Below are 20,083 nucleotides of genomic sequence, written 5' to 3' on the forward strand. Positions count from 1 at the left end.
TGGTCGTTGCTGAGGCGAATCTCACGTAACCCGCAAGTAGGGATGTTTGACCCTGTCGGGGCCGGTCGGGACCTTCCAGGATCGGGCCCATGGCCAAGAGAAGACTGAAGAACAGGAAGATCAGGATCGTCGCGATCGGATCGGCTCTCGTGACCGGTGGCGCCGTGGCCACGGTGCTGCTGCCGTCGGCGAACGCCGCCGACGAGAAGACGCCCGAGCAGATCATGACGATGTGCCAGCGGGCGAAGGTGCTCAACGGAAAACAGCAGTCCATCTCCGATTTCGGCGGCCACCCCATCGCCGGGCCGAGTTTCGCGTCCGACAACTGCGATTTCGTCGAGACCAAGTTCGAGACCTTCGACGGACCGACCGAAAAGGCCTCCATCGACTTCCCGAACTGCGAACCCGACGCCACCGAACCGGCGAAGGTGTCGGTCACCTGGCAGGCGACGACCGCACAGGGCCAGGGCAAGTACACCGTCACCCAGCAGGGCGGCGCCGGTGGGCTCTTCGGGGCGCTGAGCGGATCCTGGGTCAAGCACAAGGGCACGCTCGACATGACCGTCAGGTCGGCGACCGCCGGTGACACGGAACAGCGGGAAGTCCCCGTCGGCAAGGTCCTCCACATGGAGTTCACGCCGAAGATGCAGCGCATGACGGGCGAATGGCGGGTGCGGATCGACGCCCGTGAGGCCACGACCGTCACCAACGCCACTCCGGAACAGAACTTCGTGGCGCCGGAGGTCGTCGAGGGCCCGGTCGTGCTGCCGGGCGCGGCCGGCGCGCCGGGGGTCGTGGACGGCACCTCCAAGGCCGTACTGACCGACTGCTGACCGACCGCCGACCGACCGCAGCCTTCCTTCCCCCACAGGAGAACCCCATGACACGCACCGGCCGCTCGAGAAGCCACCGGAGCAAGAAGAAGCGCATCACCCTCGCCCTGGCCCCGGTCGCGGCCGTCGCGGTGGCCGTACCGCTGATGAATCCCGCGGGTGCCGCCACCCCCTCCGAAGTGACCGCCGACTGCGCGGCGGACTCCGACAAGCTGGAGAACTGCGAGTTCGTCGACGTCCAGTTCAAGCGGAACAGCCTCGGCCCCAACCAGCGCGTCTCCGCGGTGACCGACAACTGCGGATCGACGAGCACCGCCTCGAAGACCTTCAACGTGAGCACGTCCGTCACCAGGACCATTCAGCTGGAGGACGGATTCACCGCGGGCGCCGACACGAAACTGGGCGATTCCTTCTTCGAGATCGGCGTGAAGTTCAGCACCTCCGAGATCGACATCACGCGTGACGACAAGACGACCACCTTGCAGTTCAGCCGGACCGACACCGTGCAGCCCGACAGCGTCGGGTTCTTCATGTGGTCCGCGAAGCGCACCGACGTGAGCGGCTACCTCAAGGCCACGTACAAGGAGGCGCAGGACGGCGGCCGGGTCTTCTTCTCCCCGAGCGAGGGCGCCACGAGCGTGCACGTCTTCTATCCGCAGATCCTGAAGAACGGCACCCCCGACGGGCGGCTGTGGCTGCGCAACGTGAAGTGCGGAACCCCTGAGGCGTCGGGCCTGAAGAATTCCACGCGCGCCCTGCGGTCCGAACCGGGATTCGGTGAGGCCGGCGGGAACGTCACCGACATCGAGATCCCGCTGTCGGAGATTCCCGCGGAGTAGAAGAACCGCTTGCGAGGTTCTCAGATGCGAAGCACGGGCGCGGCTCCCAGCCACCTCAGGACCGCGTCCGTGCTGCCGCGGGCGTCCAGCTTGGCGTAGATGTTGCTGAGGTTGTTGCGGACGGTCTTCTCGCTCAGCCGTAACCGCAGCCCGATCTCCTGCGCGCCCAGCCCGGTCGACAGCAGCTCCATGATCTGCCGCTCGCGCGGGGAGAGCCGCCCGCGCAGCCGCTCCAGCGCCGTGTCCTGCGTGGACGCCCGCAGGGCCCCCTCGCGCAGGGCCGCGCAGGCCGCCGGGGACAGGTAGGTGTGCCCGATGGTGGCCCCGACGACGGCCGAGGAGAGCATGCAGGAGCAGTAGTCGCCCTCGACCAGGTACCCGGCGCCGCCCCGGAACACCTCCACGATGGTCTCGGTGTCCCGGGCCGGACCGATCACGATCACCGGCACGCCGTCGGCCCGCAACTGCCGCAGTCCGTCGACCGGTTCGGAGCAGCGCAGGACGACGACGTCGACGCCGCCCGGGACGCGGAAGGGCGGGGGCGGGCGCAGGCTCACCGCGCCTTCGACGTACGGGTCGTCCGGGGCCGGCCAGTCGGGATGCGGCCAGGCGCCCTCCGGGCAGGCGAGGGCGACGGAGAGTTTCCGGGAAGTGCGCACGTCATTGTGTCCTTCCGCCGAAGCCGTACGTGTCCGTACGTCCGTACATACGGAGATCAGCGTGGACATGTTCAAGATTTCAAGGAACGCGCTTACGGCAGCAGTGGCGCGACCTCCTCCCCGAACTGCTCGATCTGCGCGAGGAGTTCGGACCGGCTCCGGCTGCGGAACCGCACCTGGACCTGGTCCACCCCCATCGCGCGATAGGCCCGCAGCGACTCGGCGACCGCTTCGGCGGGCCCGCAGACCGTCCGCCGCCCGACGTCCCAGCCCGCCGCCCCGACGTACAGGGGCTCGGCGATGGCGCCGACGGTGAACGGCCCCTCGATCCCGGCCTCTTCCCTGAGCCGCCGTATCCGCGCGATCCGGTCCGGCAGCACGTCCCTCGGGTCTCCCTGCGGCAGCCAGCCGTCGCCCTTGAGCGCGGCCCGTCGCAGGGCGGCCAGCGAGGACCCGCCGACCCAGACCGGGACCCGGTCCTGCGCCGGGCGGGGCCGCTGCCCGAGCCCCTCGAAGTCGTAGAACTTTCCGTGGTGTTCGGGGAACTCCTCCGGCCCGAGGGCGGCGCGCAGGGCGTCGATCGACTCGTCCAGCACGGCACCGCGCCGCTCGAAGTCGGCCCCCAGCGCCTCGAACTCCTCCCGCACGTGCCCCGCTCCGACCCCGAGGATCAGCCGCCCGCCGGACAGATGGTCGAGGGTGGCGTACTGCTTGGCGCTGAGCAGCGGATGCCGCAGCCCCACCACGGCGACATGGCTGAGCAGCCGGGTCCGCTCGGTGGCCGCCGCGAGGAAGGAGAGGGTGGCGACCGGGTCGTACCAGACCGTGCTCATCGCGGACGCGAGGCGGCGCGGGACGGCGACGTGGTCGCAGCTCGCCAGATAGGCGAAACCGGCGCGGTCGGCGGCGCGGGCCACGGCGAGCAGGTCCTCGGGCCCGGCGGCGGCCTCCCAGGGCTCGGCGTAGAGCGTGCTCTGGGACTGGACCGGGAGCTGGATCCCGTAGGCCAGGCTCACCGCGCCCCGTCCCAGAGTCCGTCGTCGGTCAGGCCCAGCAGCTCGATCGCGTTCCGCCGCACGATCCGCTCCACCACCTCCGGCTCCAGGTGCCCCATCTGCGCCTCGCCGACCTCGCGGGACTTGGGCCAGGTGCTGTCGGAGTGCGGGTAGTCGGTCTCGTAGAGGACGTTGCCCAGGCCGATCGCGTCCAGGTTGCGCAGCCCGAAGGCGTCGTCGAAGAAGCAGCCGTAGACGTGCTCGGCGAACAGCTCGGAGGGCGGCCGGTGCACCTTGTCGGCGACGCCGCCCCAGCCGCGGTTCTCCTCCCACACGACGTCGGCGCGCTCCAGGATGTAGGGGATCCAGCCGATCTGGCCCTCCGCGTACATGACCTTCAGGTTCGGGAACTGCTCGAACTTGCCGCTCATCAGCCAGTCGACCATCGAGAAGCAGCAGTTGGCGAAGGTGATGGTGGAGCCGACGGCGGGCGGGGCGTCGGCGGAGGTGGAGGGCATACGGCTGCTGCTGCCGATGTGCATGGCGACGACCGTGCCGGTCTCGTCGCACGCGGCGAGGAAGGGGTCCCAGTCGTCGGTGTGGACGGAGGGCAGCCCGAGGTACGGCGGGATCTCGGAGAAGGCGACCGCACGGACCCCGCGGGCGGCGTTCCGCCGGACCTCCTCGGCGGCCAGCCCGGCGTCCCAGAGCGGGATCAGGGTGAGCGGGATGAGCCGCCCCCGCGCCTCGGGCCCGCACCACTCCTCCACCATCCAGTCGTTGTAGGCACGGACGCAGAGCAGCCCCAGCTCGTGGTCCTTGGCCTCGGTGAAGGTCTGGCCGCAGAAGCGCGGGAAGGTCGGGAAGCACAGGGCGGACTGGACGTGGTTGACGTCCATGTCGGCGAGCCGGGCCGGGACGTCGTAGGAGCCCGGCCGCATCTGCTCGTAGGTGATGACCTCCAGACGTATCTCGTCCCTGTCGTACCCGACGGCGGTGTCCAGTCGGGTCAGGGGCCGGCGGAGGTCCTCGTAGACCCACCAGTCACCGACGGGACCGTCGTCCCCGGGGGCGCCCATGACGGGCTTGAAGCGCCCGCCGAGGAACGTCATCTCCTTCACGGGCGCACGGACGATCCGGGGCCCGGTGCCGCGGTACTTCGCCGGGAGCCGGTCCTGCCAGACGGTCGCGGGCTCCACGGTGTGGTCGTCCACGGAGATGATCAGCGGAAACGTGCTCTCGTGGGTGTCCATGCCGCTCACGGTAGCGCCGATCTGACGGGCCGTCAGCTATGGGTACTGGAGCGTTTGGGCGCCGCCGGCCACAGCACACCTGGGCGTGTCCGTAACTCGTTGGCCCACCTGCTCCGATCCCCCCGTCCCTTCATTCCGAAGCGATCAAGGCCGCGCGGATCTCCTTGATCATTTGGTCCGGGTTCCGGAAGACGTCCTGGGCGGTGAAGCGCAGGAGACTGCGCACCTCGGGGCACTGGAGGACCTGGTTGAAGCGGGAGACGTCCCGTCGATGAGCCTCGCGAGTGCCGTGGTAGGCGTACCCCTCGATCTCGACCGCGAGTCCCTCACGCCGGAAGAGGAAGTCGAGGACGACTCGTCGGCCGAGAGGGGTGAACAGCTGGACCTGACTCTCGGGCCGGAGGCCGACGTCGGCCATGCGCAGGCGGGCCACGGTCTCGGCCGGCGACCCGGCCCGGGGGTCGCACAGGCCGAGCCATCGGCGGGCTCTCGCCGACCCCTGCGAAGGGGAAGCCAGCGCCGCCACCACCGCGTCCAGGGCGACAAGGGGCGCCCGCCGCGCCCCGCCGACCCGGCGATAGGTCACCGCCGACTCCAGGGCTACGAGCGCGTCTTCCCTCGGGAGCGAGCGAAGCAGGTCGGCGACGGTCCGGAGCGGGCTCGTGAGCCGCAGGCCGTACCGCAACGCCACGTCCCCGCCCTCGAGGAGCGTCCGACGAACACGCACGTCCTTGACCTTGCCGCGAAAGCTGAGGGCCGGGTCGATGAACTCCAGGCGCGTCTCGGCGGTCGGGGTGAGGGTTTCGATACGCCACAGTGCGGCAGCGGAACGGTGACTCACGACAAGTCGGGGGTTGAGCAGTTGGACGGCTCGGAGCCGCGTGGGCGGGTCCGCGGCCCGGCCCGGCTCCACCCAGGCACCCGACTGCAGGCGGCCCCAGCCCTCCGCCCGGAGGGCACGTGTGAGGCTCCGCGCGGGCCAACCGGATTCCAGGGCGCGACAGGTGAGCAGCACGCCGCCTTGCGCCAACTCCCGCAGCGCCTTTCGTTCCTCCATGCCGCCAAGATCGCAGGAATGGGGCACGGCTTGGCGGCCTGTGGATAACTCCCGGGCTCAGCCCTTCAGGGAGGAGAGGAAGGCGGTCCAGGCCGGGGCCCGGAACAGGAGCACCGGGCCTGCGCCCGAGGTCTTCGAGTCCCGGACCGGCATCACGCCGGGGTGCCCCTCCGCGACCTCGACACACTCGCCGCCGCTGCCGTTGCTGTAGCTGCTCCTGCGCCACACAACCGCACCCAGGTCATCTGCGGTGATTGCCATGTCGGTAGTCCTCTGCCGCTTGTTCGATCATGGTCAGGGACGCCTCCGGCGGGAGTGCCGCGGCCCTGAGCAGATCGTACGACCTGCGGTAGTTCTTCACGAGGGCTGGATAATCGATGAGTTGGCCATTGTGGAGACCCTCCGTGTAGGCCACCGGTGGGGCATCCGAGAAGGTCATGATTCGCATCATGCCCATCATGAACGGGTGCGCGTGCGCAGTTTCCGGGAGGATCTGCAGAACGCCCTGCGTGGAGCGGACCACGTGCGCGATGTGCTCCAGCTGTGCGGCCATCTCGGACGGGGGCAGCAGGGGCTTGTGGACCAGTCCCTCGTGCAGGATCGCCCAGAACGCCGGGCGCTCCTCGCCCGCCCAGATCTCCGCCCGCTCCAGACGGGCGCGGACCTGCTTGTCGACCGTCTCGGGGGCGAGCCACGGCACCGACGTGTGGACCACCGCCTCCGCGTAGGCCTTCGTCTGCAACAGACCGGGCACCAGCATCGGCGCCCAGTCCTCGATCGTCTCCGCGTGCCGCTCCATCTCCGCCACGTCGGCGAAGTACTCGGCATGTCCCGACTGCCGGGCCTTGCGGGCGTCTTCGCAGCGCCGCTCGAAAAAGCCGTCCGTCTTCAGCACCTTGTCGACGTGCCGGGCCAGATCCAGCGGCATGCGCCGCTCGCCGCGCTCGATCTGACTCAGGAACGGCACACCGCGAAAGCTCCCTTCCGCCAGCTGCTCCAGGGTCAGGCCCGCCAGTTCCCGCTGGTATCGCAACTCGGCTCCGTAGAAGGAGGGAACGTTGGCCGACGCGTCGGGGTCCTTGCGTGGGGGCACAGCTCATCACCGCCGTTTGCCAGTTGCTCTTGCGCAGTCGAAAGCCCTCCCACGGTAGGGGATTTGGCAGCAGTGTGTGACTGATTCGTCACAGAACGCACGTGAACACGGGAAGGCCCTTCATGCGCAACGCTCAACCCGCCTCCGCGACCACCCTCGCCCTCCCCACCGTCTCCTCCGCCCCCGAGAACGCCGACCGGTGCGTGGACGAGCTGAAGTCAGCCCTCTCCGTCCACGGCATCGCGCTTCCGTCCCTGCGCGTCGACGTGCCGACGTTCGCGGGCGCGCACGGCAGGGCAGCGGGGCTGGTCGCGCTCGGCAACTGCAACACCGAGACGGCACGCAAGCTGATCGCCGCGTTGCGGGGAACCGGTGTGACGGAGGGATCCGCGCTGCTGGATCTCGAGCTGGCCGTCGTGCCCGAGGTCGTCCCCGAGCTGCGCCGCGCGCTGCGCGCGTGCCTGGGTGCGCCCTGCGCGGACGTGCAGCTGTGTGTCACGGAACTGGTCGGCAACGTCATCCGGCACGTCGGGGAGGGCGTCCGGGTGAGGGTGCGCGTGTCACGTTCCGGCGACCGCACCCGCGTCGAGGTCAGCGACCCCGACCCTTGCGGTCTGCCCGCTCTCCGGCACGCCGGGGGCGACGACGAAACCGGGCGGGGCCTGGCCCTTCTCGACGCGGTGGCGTTGCGGTCGGGCGTCGAGCAGGGGGAGGCCGGCAAGACGGTCTGGTGTGAACTGGCGTGGGACGAGCCCACCCGGACGACGTGATGGGCGGGCTCAGCACACACATCGGCCGCGACGGCTCCCCCTCCGCGCCGCCGCGGCCGAACCCCGTGTGGAGATGGCTTGCTTCCCCCGGTCGCCTTCTCCCGTCGCCTACTTCGTCGGCTTGAAGGGCTCCGACGTGGCGTGCAGGTCCTTGGTCTCCAGCGGCTCGTCGGTGGCGTGCAGGTCCTGCGTCCTCACGGCACCCTCTTCCGTGGCGTGCAGGTCCTCCGTCGAGGCCTCGCCGTCCGTGCCGCCCGTGGCGTGCAGGTCCTGCGGCTTGAGCTCGTCGCCCATGATCGTCAACTCCCCTTGGCATGGATCAAGCAGTGAGGTCGGCGGGCCCGCCCGGTCACTCCCCCGAGGGTGACCGGGCGGGCCCGCCTGGGCCGCTCACCCTGGTTCGGCGGTGGCAGGCCCTGCGCAGTGACCCGTCTGCCCCCCGACGCGACGGATCGACTGCCCCAAGCATGGCGGGGAGCGATAAACGAATGATGAACGCGTGCGCGCCAGGCCTCAGGCCGCCCGCACCGGCGACAGCAGCGCGCGCACCTCGGCGGCCTCGGGCGAGCCCAGCTCCTCGTAGATCGCCGCCGCCTCCTGCCAGCACACCTGGGCCCGGCCGGTCTGCCCTATGCCGCTGAGCGCGCGGCCGAGGACGGTGAGGACGTTGCCCCGCCGCCACTCCCCGCCGATGCCGCGCAGCACGGTCAGTGCCATCTCGGCGTTGGCGGCGGCCTGTGCGGGGCGCCGGGCGGCGAGATCCACCTCGGCCAGCCGGAACAGGCTCATGCCCTCCCACAGGCGTTGCCTGCTGTCCCGGAACACCTCCAGCGCTTCCAGGAGCCGGCCGGCCGCGTCGCCCAGCTCACCGCTCTGCGTGAGGGCGAGACCGAGGGCGTAGCGGGCGTTCGCCCCGCGCATGGAGTTGCCCATGGCGTCGTAGATGTCGATGCCCTCCTGGGCGAGCGCGACCGCGCTCTGGGTCCGCCCGGTCGCGAGGTGGATCCTGGACAGGTTGCACAGAGCGGCGGCCTCGCCGGGGCGGTCGCCCAGGGCCCGGAAGTGCTCGATGGCCCGGGAGAGGTGTTCCTCGCCGTCCTCGTGCCGGTTCTGGTAGAGCGCGATGATGCCGCGGGCGTTACTGGCCCAGCAGACGGGCAGCAGGTCACCGGCCTGCTGCGCGAGGACGATGGCCCGTTCCGCCTCCTGGTCCGCCCGCTCGAAGCGGCCGCCGACGTGGTGGACGTTGACGAGCGTCATGAGCGCCCGGGCCTCCGCGCGCGCCAGGCCGAACTGCCGTGCCGCGTCCAGGAGCGCCCCGGCCGTCGCCTCGTACTCCCGCGAGTTGGCTCCCGACTCGGACAGGTCGTGCGCGGCCCACAGCAGGTCGATCGCCCGGGGGAGGGTGTCCGGCAGCGCCGCGGACTGCCGTACGCACGCGAGGAGGCAGATGGCCTCCGCGTACAGCCAGTCCTGTGCCGCGTGCCGGCTGTCGAACCGCAGCCCCGGGTACGAGGCCGGCTCCAGGTGGTCCACCAGCCCGTCACCGGGCCGCTCGATCGCGTACACCCCGGCCGCGGACGCCAGGTAGAAGTCCAGCAGCCGCGACAGCGCCGCCCCCCGCTCGCTCGGCGGCAGTTCGTCTCGCTCCGCACAGGCACGCGCGTAGAGCCGCACCAGATCGTGGAAGCGGTAGCGGCCGGGAGCGGCCGACTCCAGCAGGGACGTGTCCACCAGGGACTCCAGGAGATCCTCGGTGTCCTCCACGGGCAGGTCCAGGACCGCCGCCGCGGCCGGGAGGGAGATGTCCGGGCCGTCGGCGAGGCCCAGCAGGCGGAAGGCGCGGGCCTGGGCGGGTTCCAGCTGGCCGTAGCCCAGTTCGAAGGTGGCCTTCACCGCCAGGTCGCCGGCCTGGAGTTCGTCCAGGCGGCGGCGTTCGTCGGCGAGCTTCGCCGCGAGGACCGACACCGTCCAGGTACGGCGGGCCGCCAGGCGGGAGGCCGCGATGCGGATCGCCAGCGGCAGGAAGCCGCAGGCCGCGACCACGTCCAGGGCGGCCTTCCGCTCGGACGCCACCCGCTCCTCGCCCACGATCTTCGTGAACAGGGCCAGGGCCTCGTCCGGCGCCATCACGTCCAGGTCGATCAGATGGGCACCCGCCAGGTCCACCATCCGCACCCGGGAGGTGACCAGCGCGGCGCAGCCGTCCGTGCCGGGCAGCAGAGGGCGTACCTGGGCGGCGTCGCGGGCGTTGTCCAGCAGGACCAGGACGCGGCGGCCGGCCAGCACCGAGCGGTACAGCGCCGCGCGCTCCTCCAGGGAGTCGGGGATCGCCGTGTCGGCGGTGCCGAGTGCGCGCAGGAAGGAGCCCAGGACGGTCTCCGGCTCCGCCGCCCGGGCGCCCGCGCCCTGGAGGTCGACGTACAACTGCCCGTCCGGGAACGCCCCGCGCGCCTGGTGGGCCACGTGCACGGCGAGGGTCGTCTTGCCCACGCCGCCGATGCCGGCCAGGGCCGAGACCGCCATGACCCGGTTCTCGGCCGAGGCCAGGATGTCGCCGAGCTCGCGCACGAAGCCGGAGCGGCCGGTGAAGTCCGGCACCGTCGCGGGCAGCTGCGCCGGACGGACCGGGACGGCGGCCGGCTCGGGTGCCGGGGAGGAGGGTTCCGCGAGACCCGGGTCCGCCTGGAGGATCCGCTGTTGCAGTTCGCTCAGGCCGGGGCGCGGGTCCACGCCCAGTTCGTCGGCGAGCAGGCGCCGCGTGTCGGCGTAGACCGCGAGGGCCTCGGCCTGGCGGCCACTGCGGTACAGCGCCAGCATCAGCAGCTCGCGCAGCCGCTCGCGCAGCGGATGGGCCGCGGTGAGGGCGGTGAGCTCCGAGACGGCCTCCGCGTGGCAGCCCTGCTCCAGGTCCATGTCCAGCCGGGACTCGACGAGCTGGAGCCGCCACTCCTCCAGGCGGACGCGCTGTGCCTCCGCGTAGGGACCCGGCACGCCGGCCAGGGTCTCCCCGTCCCACAGGGCCAGGGCCCGGCGCAGCACCTCACGGGCGTGGCAGAGGTCGCCGGCCGACCGGGCCTTCTCCGCCTCGGTCGCCAGGTCCTGCGCGACGGTCAGGTCCAGGGCGCCGTCGCCGAGGTCCCGTACCGCGTACCCGCCGGATTCGCTGACCAGGACGCCGGGGTCCAGCACCTTGCGCAGCCGGGAGGCGTACGTCCGCAGCGCCGCCAGGGCCTGCGAGGGCGGTTCCTCGCCCCACAGGGCGTCGATCAGCTCGGCGGCCGTGGCCGTGCGGCCCTCGCGCAGCAGCAGGGCGGCGAGCAGGGCGCGCTGCTGGGGGGAACCGGTGGCGAGCGGCTCGTCACCACGCCAGGCGCGCACCGGTCCGAGCACGCCGAAGCGCAGCACCGTCCGCGCCGTCGATCCCCCCGACTCCGCCGACTCCGGCGGCTTCGGCGGCTGTGCCGTGGAGTCGGAACGCCGCTGCTCCGGTACGCGCGGTACACCGTCCGGTACACCGTCCATGCAGTCCCCCTAGACATCCTGAGCAACCACGCCAGTTTGCCTTGTGCGCGGCGGATACGTCAGCCGTGGGAGACACCGATCACAGGGCGACGCACGGGAGTCCACAAGGTCCGCACACTCTCTCCGCTTCCAGGGGACTTCGCTCCGCGTCGGCACCAGGAGGGGATTGGAGCGATTGGGTCACGGGGCAGGTGAGCTTCCCAGGTAGCGGGGGCCGCAAGGCGCCCGAACGCTCCAGTTCCCCGTGTTGGCGGGGGTGAGTGGTGGCGCCGGGCGGCATAGTGGTCCGGCAGATAAGAGTCGGACCGAGGGTGGAGGTGGCGGGGCATGCCCGGTGAGCAACCGCAGACGTACGAGACCCTCGACGAGCGGTTCCGGACCGGCAGGTGCCAGGCCGGGGACTCGCGGCTGGAGACGCTTTTCGAGGGGTGCCGGTGGGCCGAGGGGCCGGTGTACGTGCCGGCCGGGCGGTATCTGCTGTGGAGTGACATCCCGAACGACCGGCTGCTGCGCTGGGACGAGACCACCGGGTCCGTCGGGGTCTTCCGCTCGCCCGCCGGATATCCCAACGGCAACACCCTGGACGGCCAGGGACGGCTCATCACCTGCGAGCAGGGCAACCGGCGGGTGACCCGGACCGAGCACGACGGGTCGGTCACGGTGATCGCCGAGCGGTTCCGGGGGAAGCGGCTCAACAGCCCGAACGACGCCGTGGTGCGGTCCGACGGGTCGGTGTGGTTCTCCGACCCCGAGTTCGGGATCGCGACCGACTACGAGGGGCACCGCGGGGAGAGTGAGATCGGGGCCCGGAACGTCTACCGCGTGGACCCGGGCAGCGGCGAGGTGCGCGTGGCCGCCGAGGGCTTCCAGGGCCCCAACGGGCTGGTGTTCTCCCCCGACGAGCGCAAGCTGTACGTGTCGGACAGCCTGGCCAATCACATCCGCGTCTTCGATGTCCGGCCGAACGGCACCCTGACCGGCGGCGACGTCTTCGCCGAGTGCCGTGACGGCAATTTCGACAACATCCGCTTCGACGACGAGGGACGTCTGTGGGCCGCCGCCCTGCACGGCGGTGTGCACTGCTACGACCCCGACGGCACGCTCCTCGGCCGCGTCCTGGTGCCCGGCACGGTGGCCAACATCCGCTTCGGCGGTGCCCGGCGCAACCGGCTGTTCATCGCCGCCGACACCACCCTGTACTCCCTGGTCATGTCCGTCACGGGGACCCCGGCGCTGCCCTCGGTCAGCCGCTGAGGGGGCCGTCCCGCAGCGCGCCCTTCACGACCTTTCCGCTGGCGTTGCGGGGCAGCTCCGCCACGAACTCCACCGTTCTCGGGACCTTGTAGTTGGCCATCTCCCTGCGGGACCAGGCGATCAGGTCGTCGGCGGTCAGCAGGGCGCCCGGCCGCCGTACGACGTACGCCTTGCCGACCTCGCCCAGCCGGGCGTCGGGGACGCCGATCACCGCGGCGTCCGCCACGTCCGGGTGGAGGCTCAGGAGTTGCTCTATCTCGGCGGGGTAGGCGTTGAAGCCGCCGACGATGAACATGTCCTTGAGGCGGTCGGTGATGCGCAGGTTGCCCGCGGCGTCCAGGACGCCCACGTCGCCCGTGTGCAGCCAGCCGTCCTCCGAGAGCACCTCGGCGGTGGCCGCCGGGTCCTCGTAGTAGCCGGTCATGACGTTGAAGCCGCGGACCAGGACCTCGCCCGGTGTGCCCGGGCCCAGGGGCTCGCCCCGCCCGTCCACGACCCGGACCTCGGTGCCGGGGATCGCGCGGCCCGACGTCGACGCGATCACCGTCGGGTCGTCGCCGCGCCGGCACATCGTGACGACGCCGCCGGCCTCGGAGAGCCCGTAGGCCGTCAGGACCGTGCCGACGCCGAGTTCCCCGCGCAGCCGCTCGACGAGCCTCAGCGGCACCACCGCCGCTCCCGTCACCACGAGGCGCAGTGCCGACAGGTCGTGCGCGTCCCGAGCCGGATGGTCGAGGAGGGACTGGAGGAGGGTCGGAGGACCGGGGAGCACGGAGATCCGTTCGGCCGCGATGTTGGCGAGGACCGTGTCCACGTTGAACACCGGCTGGGGGATCATCGTCGCGCCCCGCATCAGGCAGGCGATGACCCCGGCCTTGTAGCCGAACGTGTGGAAGAACGGGTTGACGATGAGGTAGCGGTCGCCCCGGGTCAGGCCCGCCAGGTCGCTCCAGACGCCGTAGGCCCGCAGTGTCTGGGCGTGGGTGATGACCGCGCCCTTCGGGCGGCCCGTCGTGCCCGAGGTGAAGACGATGTCCGAGGGCCGGGAGCCGTCGACCGCGTCCGCCCTCGCCCGCACCCGGGCCGGCCCGACCACCTCTCCGCTCGCCAGGAAGTCCTTCCAGGTGCGGAAGTCGGCCGGGGCGTCCTGCGAGAGGACCACCACGTGCTCCAGGTCCGGCAGGCCGGGCAGCGGTCCGGTGCCCGGGCCCTGCCCCGCCGCGCGGCGCAGCGACGCCACGTACGAGGTGCCGAGGAACGTGCCCGTCACGAACAGCAGCCGGGCCCCGCTGCGGCGCAGCACGTCCGCCGCCTCCGTGCCCTTGAAGCGGGTGTTCAGCGGCACGAGCACCGCACCCGCCGAGACCGCGCCCAGGGCGCCGGCGATCCAGTCGAGCGTGTTCGGCGCCCAGATGCCGACCCGGTCACCCGGTTGGATGCCGTGCGCCAGACAGGCCGCCGCCGCCCGCTCCACGCGGGCGCCCAGCTCCGCGTAGGTGATCCGGGTGCGGCCCTCGACGACCGCCTCGACGTCCGCGTACCGCTCGGCCGCCGTGCGCACCAGGCCCGGGATGCTTCCCCACTCCGTATCCGCTCGCACCGCAAGCCTCCCCAGCAGTAGCCGGCACAGGAGCTGACTGACCGTCAGATTAGCTGTAATCTGACGACCTGTCAGCGAACCGTTCGGCCCGGAGGTGCGCGCAGCATGGCAGCAGGATCGGGCGGCATCAAGGACGCCACCGCCATCGTCGGGATAGGCCAGACACCCTTCGCCAAGCGGCTCCCCGAGGACGAGCGCACCCTCGCCTGCCGTGCCGTACTGGCCGCCCTGGACGACGCCGGGATCGCGCCCGGCGAGGTCGACGCGCTCGCCTCCTACACCATGGAGGAGACCGACGAGGTCGAGCTGGCGAAGGCCTGCGGCTTCGGTGACCTCACCTTCTTCAGCAAAGTCGGCTACGGAGGCGGCGGTTCGTGCGCCACCGTCGCCCATCTCGCCGCCGCCGTCGCCACCGGGCAGGCGAGCGTCGGGGTCGCCTGGCGGTCGCGCAAGCGGGGCAGCGGCCCCCGGCCCTGGACGAACACCGCCGTCCAGCTGCCCACCCCGGCCCAGTGGACCCGCCCGTTCGGACTGCTCCGGCCGGTCGACGAGATCGCCATGCTGGCCCGCCGCTACATGCACGAGTACGGCGCGACCCGGGACCACCTGTTCAACGTCGCCCTGGCCTGCCGCAACCGGGCCAACCAGAACCCCGCCGCGATCATGTACGACCGGCCCCTCACCCGCGAGATGTACATGACGTCCCGGTGGATCAGCGAGCCGCTCTGCCTCTTCGACAACTGCCTGGAGACGGACGGGGCGCTGGCCTGTGTCGTCGTCTCCGCCGAGCGCGCCCGGGACTGCCGCCGCAAGCCCGTCTACGTCCACTCGGCCGCCCAGTCGCTCCCCGCCCAGCACCACGGCATGGTCAACTACTGGAACGACGACCCCCTCACGGGCCCGGCCTGGGCCGCCGCCCGGCATCTGTGGAAGCACTCCGACCTGACACCGCAGGACGTGGACGTCGCCCAGATCTACGACGCCTTCACGCCCCTGGTCCTGCTGTCCCTGGAGGGTTACGGCTTCTGCGGGCGGGGCGAGGGCGGGGCGTTCACCGAGGGCGGGGCGCTGGAGACCGGCGGGCCGCTGCCCGTGAACACCGGCGGGGGCGGGCTCTCCGAGGCCTACGTCCACGGCTTCAACCTCGTCAACGAAGGGGTGAAGCAGTTGCGCGGCACCAGTACCGCGCAGGTCCCGGGCGCCTCGGTCTGTCTGGTCACCGCGGGCGAGGGCGTCCCGACCTCCGCCGTGCTGCTGAGGAGTTGACATGCTGCGTCCCGTCACCGACACCGACGGCGCCCCCTTCTGGGAGTACGCCGCCCGGGGCGAGCTGCGGGTCCAGGCCTGCGCCGGCTGCGGTGAGCTCCGCTTCCCGCCCCGGCCCTGCTGCCCGCACTGCCAGTCCTTCGAGGCCGAGTGGCGCCGGATGTCCGGCCGGGGCCGCGTCTGGTCGTACGTCGTTCCGCATCCGCCGCTGCTGCCCGGCTACGCCGAACTGGCGCCGTACCACGTGGTCGTCGTCGAACTCGACGAGGCGCCGCGCATCCGGCTCGTCGGCAACCTCGTCGCCGGGCCCGGGGAGCCGCTCGGCTCCCTCGGGGCGGACCGCGTGAGGATCGGCGCCCGGGTGCGGGCGGTCTTCGACGACGGGCTTCCCCGGTGGGTCGCGGAGCGGTCATGAGCAAGGTCCTGGTCAGTACCGACAAGGACAGCGGGGTCGCCGTCGTCACCCTGAACCGGCCCGGCCGGCTCAACGCCGTCGATCTGGAGATGGCCGGTGATCTCGCGCGGGTCTGGCGGGAGTTGCGGTTCGACGACTCCGTGCGGGCCGTCGTCCTCACCGGTGCCGGTGAGCGGGCCTTCTGTACGGGCATCGACCGGGACGCCGTCGTGCCGCAGCCGAACTCGCCCTACTCCCAGGACGATCCGCTGCTCGGCATCGGGCCGAAGGCGAACGACCTGTGGAAGCCGGTCGTCGCCGCCGTGCGCGGGATGGCCTGCGGGGGCGCCTTCTACCTGCTCGGGGAGGCGGAGTTCCTGGTCGCCGACCCCACGGCCGCCTTCTTCGACCCGCACACCGCCTACGGCATGGTCAGCGCCTACGAGACCGTCCTGATGGCGCAGCGCATGCCGTACGGGGAGGTCGCGCGGATGGCGTTGCTGGGGACGGCGGAGCGGATCTCCGCACGGCGGGCGTACGAGATCGGGCTGGTGTCGGAACTCGTAGCGGAGGGCGAGGCGTTGGGGGCGGCGCGGGCGTGCGCCGCCGTCCTCGCCGGGTATCCGGCCGAGGCCGTGCAGGGGACGGTGCGGGCGCTGTGGGCCGCGAGCGAGGCGGGGCGCTCCCGGGGCGTCGCACAGGCACCGCATCTGATCGCGCTCGGGAACGCGACGGGTGAGGAGCAGGCCCGGCTGTTCGCGGGGCGGCGGCGCGAGTACCGGTTGCGTTGAGCCACCGGTCGCACCGCGGACCGGTTGCGCCAGGGAATCGTTTACCCATACACGCGTATGCTCGACAGGTGGTTGAGCATCGAATGATCGACGTGAACGGCATACGGCTGCACATCGCGGAGCAGGGCGAGGGCCCGCTCGTGGTGCTGCTGCACGGGTTCCCGGAGTCCTGGCACTCCTGGCGGCACCAGTTCGGGCCGCTGGCCGAGGCCGGTTTCCGGGTGGTCGCGCCCGACCAGCGCGGATACGGGCTCAGCGATCACCCCGAGGACGTGGCGGCGTACAGCATCCTGCACCTGGTGGGCGACGTGGTCGGGCTGGTCCACGCGCTGGGTGAGGAGCGGGCGTTCGTCGTCGGGCACGACTGGGGAGCGCCGGTCGCCTGGCACACCGCGCTGCTGCGGCCGGACGTGGTGCGCGGGGTCGCGGGGCTGAGCGTGCCGCCGCCGTTCCGTGGCGCGCAGCCGCCGCTCAGGACCATGCGGGAGCGGTTCGGGGGGCGCTTCTACTGGAACTACTTCGAGCAGCCCGGGGTCGCCGAGGCCGAGTTCACCGCCGACACCCGCACCACCCTGCGCAGGCTGCTGTACTCCGCCTCCGGTGACGCCCCGGGCGCCGGGCGCCCCGAACAGGCCCTGGTCGACCCGGACCGCGGCTGGCTGGCGGACGCGCCCGACCCCGAGGTGCTGCCCGGGTGGCTGACCGAGGAGGACCTCGACGCCCTCACCGAAAGCTACGCGCGGGGCTTCACCGGCGCGCTCAACTGGTACCGCAACCTGGACCGCAACTGGGAGCTGACCGCCCCCTGGCAGGGAGCGGTCGTGTCCCCGCCCGCGCTGTACGTGTACGGCGACCGGGACCTGGTCCCGGCCTTCCCGGGCACGCCCGAACTGATCGAGAAGCTGCCCGAGTTGATGCCGAACCTGCGCCGGAAGCCGCTCGTGCTGCCGGGCTGCGGCCACTGGACGCAGCAGGAGCGGCCCGCCGAGGTGAACGAGGCGCTGCTGGACTTCCTGACGGAGCTGCGGGGCTGAAGTCCCAGCGGCCCCGGCCCCGTTCCGTCGTCGACGAGGGCCCGGCGGCCGGCCGCGCAGTGGTCGACCGAGTCCACGAGGCCCGGGGGCCCACCTGTCACGGTCATGGCACCGCGGGGCGACCGGCGCGTGGCCGGCGTGGCCGGGCGCGCGGCCGCCCCGGGGGCGTCAGGCGGTGCGCGCCGTGCCCGTGCCCTTCTCCGCGTCCAGCGCGTACACGCAGCGGTCCTTGCTGCACGCGTACACCACTCCGTCCCGGACGACCGGGGAGCCGGTGATCTCGCCGCCGGTGGCGAGCTTCCAGCGGAGCCGGCCGTCGTCGGCCTTGAGGGTGTAGAGCAGGTGGTCGGTGGAGCCGAAGTGGATACGGCCCTCGGCCACCGAGGGGGCGCCCACGATGTCGCCGCCCGCCTGGAAGCGCCACTTGGGTGTACCGGTGACCGCGTCGAGGGTGTAGAGGCCCTTGCCGCTGCCCACGTGGACATGGCCGGCGGCGACCAGGACGGGGTCGACGGACGCCCGGGACTCGGTGGCGATGCGCCAGCGGTCGCGGCCGTCGGTGGCGTCGAGGGCGTAGACCGTGCCGAGGTAGTCGGCGAGGTAGATGCCGCCGCCGGTGACGGCCGGGCCGGGGACGAACGTGGGCGGCGACAGGAAGACGGCCGGGGCCTCGAAGTGCCACTTCACGTGCCCGGCGGCCACGTCGAGGGCGAGGACGCGGGTACCGGCGCAGACGTAGACGTACCCGTCGGACGCCTGGGCGATCCGGACCGGGACGCCGCCGCAGGAGGCCGCGTCGCCGATGGGGTACGACCAGCGCTCGTCACCGGTACGGGCGTCCAGGGCGCGCAGCCGGGCGTCCTGCCAGACGTAGACCGTGCCGTCGTGCAGGGCGGGTCCGGCCTCGGGCGACTCGAAGTCGCTCTGGCAGCCGGTGACCTCCCAGAGCTTCTGCCCGTTCGAGGCCTCCCAGCCCTGGACGCCGCCGCCCCGGGTGCCGGTGACGACCGTGCCGCGTTCGGCCTTGAGCGAGTAGACCCAGGCGTCCGTCTGAAGGCGCCACAGGTCGGCGCCCTCGCGGGCGTCGAGGGCGAACAGCGTGGGTCCGTCGGAGGCGTGGATACGGCCGTCCGCGACCGCCATGGACCAGGCGACGTCCCGGGTCTTGAAGCGGCGGCGGCCGGTGGCCACGTCCAGCGCGTGCACCTCGAAGGAGGTGACGTAGACGAGGTCGCCGTCGACGGAGGGGGTGCCCCAGACGTCGTTCGACATACGGAAGCGCCAGGGCCGCCAGCCGCTCGCCTGCTCGGGCGGCGCGGCCGGGGCCGGGGGCGCGGCGACGGCGGGGCCCACGGCGGGGTCGGTGCCGTTGACGCCGGGGCGGGGCTTGGACCAGGAGGCGGCGAGGGCGGCCTCGGGCGCAGGTGCCTTGACGGCGGCGGCACGGACGTCGGCGACGCGCGGGCCCGGGCCGATGGGCACCGGGGCGCCGGCCAGCCGGACCGGGCCGGTGTCGGGGCCGCCGACCGGGGCGGGTACGGGCGCCGGGACGACCGGGTCGTGCGCGGGCGGGGGCGGGATGGGCGCGGGCCCCGGGGCGGGGCGTCCGCCGCCGCTGCGGCCGGCGCCGGGGGCGGGCTTGCCGGCCGGGCGGCCGTTGCGGCGGGTCTCGATCAGGCTCACCGCCCGCTCGGGCAGCCACGCGGAGGCCGTGCCGCTGTCGTCGGAGCCGGAGCCGAAGAGGTGGGGGGCGAGCTGGGCCTGGAGGTCGGCCGGGTTGGGGCGGGCCGTCGGGTCCATCTGCATACAGGACTCGATGAGCGGCCGCAGCTCGTCCGGGAGGCCCTCCAGGTCCGGGCCCTCGCGCAGCAGCATGAAGACGGTCTCGACCGGGTTGGCGCCGTGGAAGGGCGGATGTCCGGTGGCGGCGAAGACCAGCATGGAGCCGAGGGAGAAGACGTCGCTCGCGCCCGTGACGCTGCGGGAGTCCTTGGCCTGTTCGGGGGACATGTAGGCGGGCGTGCCCACGGCGACGTTCGTCATCGTCAGACGTGTGTTCGACACGCCCGACGCGATACCGAAGTCGATCACCCGGGGGCCGTCCTCGACGACGAGGACGTTCGACGGCTTGAGGTCCCGGTGCACCAGCCCCGCACCGTGGATGGACTGGAGCGCCTCGGCCACGCCCGCCGCCAGCCAGCGCACCGCCTGGGCCGGGAGCGGCCCGCAGTCGTTCACTATCTCTTCGAGGGAGGGCGCGGGAACGTACGCGGTGGCCAGCCACGGCACGGCGGCGCGCGGGTCGGCGTCCACCACCGCGGCCGTGTAGAAGCCGGAGACGGCGCGGGCCGCCTCCACCTCACGCGTGAAGCGGACCCGGAACAGCTGGTCCTCGGCGAGCTCCGTGCGGACGGTCTTGATCGCCACGCGCCGGCCGGACGCCGAGCGCGCGAGATAGACCAGCCCCATGCCGCCGGCACCCAGCCGTCCCAGCACCTCGAACGGCCCGATCCGCCGCGGATCGTGCTGCGTCAGCTGATCCACCACTCTGCCTGCCACCTCCCCGTACGAGCCGCGCCAAGCCACATGTTCCACGCGACCCCGTGCAGCGTCTCACCACCGCACCGCCATGGCGGCACGCACCCCGATTCTTCCTGGCCGGAGCCCTGGTTGCGAACCCGGTGACATTTGGGATGTCTCCAGACACAAGCGGCCAAACA

18 protein-coding genes are annotated in these 20,083 nt (G+C 72.2%); 8 read left to right on the top strand and 10 right to left on the bottom strand.

All coding sequences use genetic code 11. From position 1 onward, the window contains the following. The first annotated feature begins 89 nt into the window (after positions 1–89). Positions 90–833: a hypothetical protein gene (locus tag AC07F0_RS01600; RefSeq protein ID WP_478972815.1), complete on the top strand. Its 744-nt coding sequence runs from the start codon at positions 90–92 to the stop codon at positions 831–833. A 47-nt stretch (positions 834–880) separates the two neighbouring features. Then, positions 881–1,672 (top strand): hypothetical protein, encoded by a 792-nt coding sequence (locus AC07F0_RS01605; RefSeq protein WP_478972818.1) that lies wholly within the window; start codon positions 881–883, stop codon positions 1,670–1,672. A gap of 20 nt (positions 1,673–1,692) precedes the next feature. Here the strand turns inward: AC07F0_RS01605 and AC07F0_RS01610 are convergent, their stop codons facing one another. From AC07F0_RS01610 to AC07F0_RS01635, 6 genes are all read right to left on the bottom strand, one after another. Continuing rightward, a complete protein-coding gene (locus tag AC07F0_RS01610; protein ID WP_478972821.1) occupies positions 1,693–2,331 on the bottom strand; it encodes a LuxR C-terminal-related transcriptional regulator in 639 nt (212 codons plus the stop codon). A gap of 92 nt (positions 2,332–2,423) precedes the next feature. Further along, on the bottom strand, positions 2,424–3,341 hold the full coding sequence (locus AC07F0_RS01615; protein WP_478973563.1) for an LLM class F420-dependent oxidoreductase: 918 nt from the start codon (positions 3,339–3,341) through the stop codon (positions 2,424–2,426). 2 nt (positions 3,342–3,343) lie between these two features. Further along, entirely contained in the window at positions 3,344–4,579 is a 1,236-nt protein-coding gene (locus AC07F0_RS01620; protein WP_478972824.1) for an amidohydrolase family protein, read from the bottom strand. A gap of 130 nt (positions 4,580–4,709) precedes the next feature. After that, on the bottom strand, positions 4,710–5,636 hold the full coding sequence (locus tag AC07F0_RS01625; protein WP_478972831.1) for a hypothetical protein: 927 nt from the start codon (positions 5,634–5,636) through the stop codon (positions 4,710–4,712). A 57-nt stretch (positions 5,637–5,693) separates the two neighbouring features. Continuing rightward, a complete protein-coding gene (locus AC07F0_RS01630; RefSeq protein WP_478972834.1) occupies positions 5,694–5,897 on the bottom strand; it encodes a DUF397 domain-containing protein in 204 nt (67 codons plus the stop codon). Beyond that, the gene (locus AC07F0_RS01635) at positions 5,878–6,729 is read right to left on the bottom strand and encodes a helix-turn-helix domain-containing protein (RefSeq protein WP_478972837.1); all 852 of its coding nucleotides are present in this window, start codon (positions 6,727–6,729) and stop codon (positions 5,878–5,880) included. The genes AC07F0_RS01630 and AC07F0_RS01635 overlap by 20 nt, the downstream gene beginning before the upstream one ends. A 122-nt stretch (positions 6,730–6,851) precedes the next feature. On the opposite strand from AC07F0_RS01635, the gene AC07F0_RS01640 reads away from it, so the two are divergent. Further along, complete coding sequence (locus AC07F0_RS01640; protein WP_478972840.1) at positions 6,852–7,499, top strand: ATP-binding protein; 648 nt, start codon at positions 6,852–6,854, stop codon at positions 7,497–7,499. A 108-nt stretch (positions 7,500–7,607) separates the two neighbouring features. On the opposite strand, the gene AC07F0_RS01645 is transcribed toward AC07F0_RS01640, so the two are convergent. Beyond that, positions 7,608–7,793, bottom strand: a complete 186-nt coding sequence (locus tag AC07F0_RS01645) for a hypothetical protein (protein WP_037671516.1) — start codon at positions 7,791–7,793, stop codon at positions 7,608–7,610. Between the two features lie 219 nt (positions 7,794–8,012). Then, complete coding sequence (afsR, locus tag AC07F0_RS01650) at positions 8,013–11,024, bottom strand: SARP-family global regulator AfsR (protein ID WP_478972843.1); 3,012 nt, start codon at positions 11,022–11,024, stop codon at positions 8,013–8,015. A 327-nt stretch (positions 11,025–11,351) separates the two neighbouring features. On the opposite strand from afsR, the gene AC07F0_RS01655 reads away from it, so the two are divergent. Beyond that, positions 11,352–12,278 (top strand): SMP-30/gluconolactonase/LRE family protein, encoded by a 927-nt coding sequence (locus AC07F0_RS01655; protein WP_436728737.1) that lies wholly within the window; start codon positions 11,352–11,354, stop codon positions 12,276–12,278. Here the strand turns inward: AC07F0_RS01655 and AC07F0_RS01660 are convergent. Next, positions 12,268–13,878 (bottom strand): FadD3 family acyl-CoA ligase, encoded by a 1,611-nt coding sequence (locus AC07F0_RS01660; RefSeq protein WP_478972845.1) that lies wholly within the window; start codon positions 13,876–13,878, stop codon positions 12,268–12,270. The genes AC07F0_RS01655 and AC07F0_RS01660 overlap by 11 nt on opposite strands. Before the next feature lie 105 nt (positions 13,879–13,983). Between AC07F0_RS01660 and AC07F0_RS01665 the strand changes: the two genes are divergently transcribed. The 4 genes from AC07F0_RS01665 (at position 13,984) to AC07F0_RS01680 (ending at position 17,363) form a co-directional block, all read left to right on the top strand. Beyond that, the gene (locus AC07F0_RS01665) at positions 13,984–15,144 is read left to right on the top strand and encodes a lipid-transfer protein (RefSeq protein WP_478972848.1); all 1,161 of its coding nucleotides are present in this window, start codon (positions 13,984–13,986) and stop codon (positions 15,142–15,144) included. Between the two features lies 1 nt (position 15,145). Beyond that, positions 15,146–15,559 carry a Zn-ribbon domain-containing OB-fold protein gene (locus AC07F0_RS01670; RefSeq protein ID WP_478972851.1) on the top strand — a complete coding sequence of 138 codons (414 nt, stop codon included), beginning with the start codon at positions 15,146–15,148 and terminating at the stop codon, positions 15,557–15,559. Then, positions 15,556–16,329: an enoyl-CoA hydratase/isomerase family protein gene (locus tag AC07F0_RS01675; RefSeq protein WP_478972854.1), complete on the top strand. Its 774-nt coding sequence runs from the start codon at positions 15,556–15,558 to the stop codon at positions 16,327–16,329. The genes AC07F0_RS01670 and AC07F0_RS01675 overlap by 4 nt, the downstream gene beginning before the upstream one ends. Before the next feature lie 83 nt (positions 16,330–16,412). After that, positions 16,413–17,363, top strand: coding sequence for an alpha/beta fold hydrolase (locus AC07F0_RS01680; RefSeq protein ID WP_478973566.1), 951 nt, complete (start codon positions 16,413–16,415; stop codon positions 17,361–17,363). Positions 17,364–17,531: 168 nt separating this feature from the next. On the opposite strand, the gene afsK is transcribed toward AC07F0_RS01680, so the two are convergent. After that, on the bottom strand, positions 17,532–19,910 hold the full coding sequence (gene afsK / locus AC07F0_RS01685) for a protein serine/threonine kinase AfsK (protein WP_478972857.1): 2,379 nt from the start codon (positions 19,908–19,910) through the stop codon (positions 17,532–17,534). Between the last annotated feature and the right edge of the window lie 173 nt (positions 19,911–20,083).

This window comes from Streptomyces sp. NPDC045955 (genome assembly GCF_056430805.1).